The 2,274-nt window shown below is 61.5% G+C and carries 3 protein-coding genes; 1 reads left to right on the top strand and 2 read right to left on the bottom strand.

Features of this window, described 5'->3' with window-relative positions; translation table 11 throughout:
• Positions 1-239 (bottom strand): hypothetical protein (locus VIH17_11865; protein ID HEY4683926.1); only part of this gene is annotated, 239 nt, incomplete at its 3' end.
• 355 nt (positions 240-594) lie between these two features.
• Between VIH17_11865 and VIH17_11860 the strand changes: the two genes are divergently transcribed.
• Positions 595-1,968, top strand: coding sequence for a hypothetical protein (locus tag VIH17_11860; protein HEY4683925.1), 1,374 nt, complete (start codon positions 595-597; stop codon positions 1,966-1,968).
• A gap of 110 nt (positions 1,969-2,078) precedes the next feature.
• Here the strand turns inward: VIH17_11860 and VIH17_11855 are convergent, their stop codons facing one another.
• Positions 2,079-2,270 carry a cold-shock protein gene (locus VIH17_11855; protein HEY4683924.1) on the bottom strand — a complete coding sequence of 64 codons (192 nt, stop codon included), beginning with the start codon at positions 2,268-2,270 and terminating at the stop codon, positions 2,079-2,081.
• Between the last annotated feature and the right edge of the window lie 4 nt (positions 2,271-2,274).

Here is a 2,274-nt window from a genome sequence, read left to right as displayed (position 1 = left end):
ACGCTCCATTCGGCGTCGCGAATGGACTTCGTTTGCGGCAGGAAATCCGGCAGCTTGCCGGCGTCGAACTCGGCCTGGCGCCGCGCGCGGGCCGTCATCAACTCGCGGCGGCGCTGTTCGAACTTGCGAGCGAGCTTGGCGAGGAAAGCGAGCGCCTGGGCGCTGAGGATTTCCGTGGCGGCCAGTGTCAATCGGGCGCGGACTTCGACGCCTTTCGGGAGCAGTGTAGGGCGGCTCATGATGGGTCTTCCTCGTCGTTGATCTGATTGGGGTGAGCGCGAGAACCGCGCCACTTCCACGATATGAAAAGGCGATCCACAATGTCTGGTGCAATGCATTATACATAATCGTTTCTCAACGCCAACCCAGCGGTCTAGAATAAGATTTCTGATGGGTGCATAAGCACAATTTAGCCGACAATCCGGGGCGGATTGCGCAGGTAAGTGGCGACTTACAGGCACGCGCGGGGCGCGACGGCATGGCCGAAGCTTTTGTTATAATCCGCCCCTTTCCCCCCGGTCGGCGGGTGGCGCTGCGGCGCAGCACACCTCCTCCTCGTAACCCTTTCTCTCATTCGAACGGAGCAGGCGCACCATGACTGAACGACTCGACCTATTGAAGATCGCCCGGGAAGAACAGAGCGGTAACCTGTTCAAGCTGCTGGACAGCATCTACCAGCGATCCGGGATCCAGCCGCGGGGCATTTCCGACGCGATCATCTGGGAAGGCGGAAACCCGTACGGCAGCGTGCAGCCGGTCGCGCACGCACTTACCGATATGTTCGCGCTGAACGGCACGCTCATGGCGCTCGACGTGCTGGGCTTGCCGTTCCTCGGCGTGCCCATGATGGCGCAGTTCCGGCACGACACCAGGCTCGCCTCGCTCGAATGGTTCGGCAAGCTTGAATACACCGCGATCAAGTGGTCCACCGCCGGCGACTTCATGGTCAACGAGAACGGCAAGAAGGTGGTGGTCTTCGGCAAATCCGCCAATGCGCCGCTGCGCACCGCGGCCGGGGTCTACTGCAATGTCCGGCCCTACGGCACGATCACCAGCGTGCGTTTCATGCCCGGCCTGCCCTACTCGCAGGACGGCAAGAAGTTCCGGGTCGATCGGGACAGCGGCAACATCCACTCCGAGATGAATACTCCTGGAGTCAGGATGGCATACGCAGTGCGCTTGTTCCTGAAGATGGTGCACGAAACGCGGCAGATCGGGCGCGTGGCCACGAAACCAACCCAGGCCCAGGAAGACGCCGTCAACGCGGGGATCCTGCGCTGGCTATTGCAGGGCACGAAATTCGAGCTCAAGCGGCGCTATTCCGTCGACGCTTACGCCGAGCACAAGGCGAATGTCGACGCGATCGTCGCCTTGCTGCCCAAGGACTTCAAGGCCGGCATGGAGAACTGGGGTGGCGAAATCAACGAACATATCTCCGACACCAACTTCGGTCTACTGCTGCATGACATGATCCGGCAGCGCAAGGTCATCGTCTATGCAACGGACCTCGACGGGGACCGGCTGACGGATCTGATGGCGGATGCGCCCGACGTGCTGCGCGACTGGGGACAGATTGTCCTCGACCATGTCAAAGCCGGGGCCAAGATGCAGAAGGTCTGGAGCGAGATGGGCTTCAGCATGAAGAGCGGCAAGGACATGACGAGCGTCATGTACCGCATGCAGGGCGAGCCGATCTTCGAACAGACGCTGGGTTCCGCCGATGCGATGCTCCTGCGCCTGCTGGCCGGGGATGAGACGGTCGGCGGCGAGAAGCAACCCTACGATCCGAGGATCCACTTCGTCCTGATCACCGAGGCTTACAAGGCGGCAAATCCGGGCAATCAGGAACTCGCCCGCTGGCTGGACGCACAGCTCGAAACCTTCGACAAGATCTATAGCGGCAAGCGGCCCCGCTACATCGAGGGCTACAACAAGCTGAAGGAAGCGATCAAACCCTGGGGCAAGTAGGCGCCGGGCGGCCTTAGCAGGCAGCGCCCCATAGACAAAGCCCACGCCACCTGACGGTCGCGTGGGCTTCTTGTTGGATTCGGATCAGCCGGCCAGGGCCGGCTTGGCGCTCAGGAAGCGGCCTGAATGTTCGAGGCCTGCTTGCCTTTGGGGCCTTGGGTGACTTCGAACGACACCTTCTGGCCTTCCTTGAGGGTCTTGAAACCGCTCATCTGGATCGCCGAGAAGTGCGCGAACAGGTCCTCGCTGCCGTCGTCCGGCGTGATGAACCCGTAGCCCTTGGCGTCATTGAACCACTTCACCGTA

Source organism: Candidatus Acidiferrales bacterium (genome assembly GCA_036514995.1).
GTDB lineage: Bacteria > Acidobacteriota > Terriglobia > Acidiferrales > DATBWB01 > DATBWB01.
The sequence above is the reverse complement of the archived record's forward strand: the minus strand, read 5'-3'. Positions and strand labels throughout refer to the sequence as shown.

Coding starts and splice junctions, on each gene's coding strand:
- VIH17_11860 (HEY4683925.1), top strand. CDS start 595: ATGACTGAACGACTCGACCTATTGAAGATCGCCCGGGAAGAACAGAGC.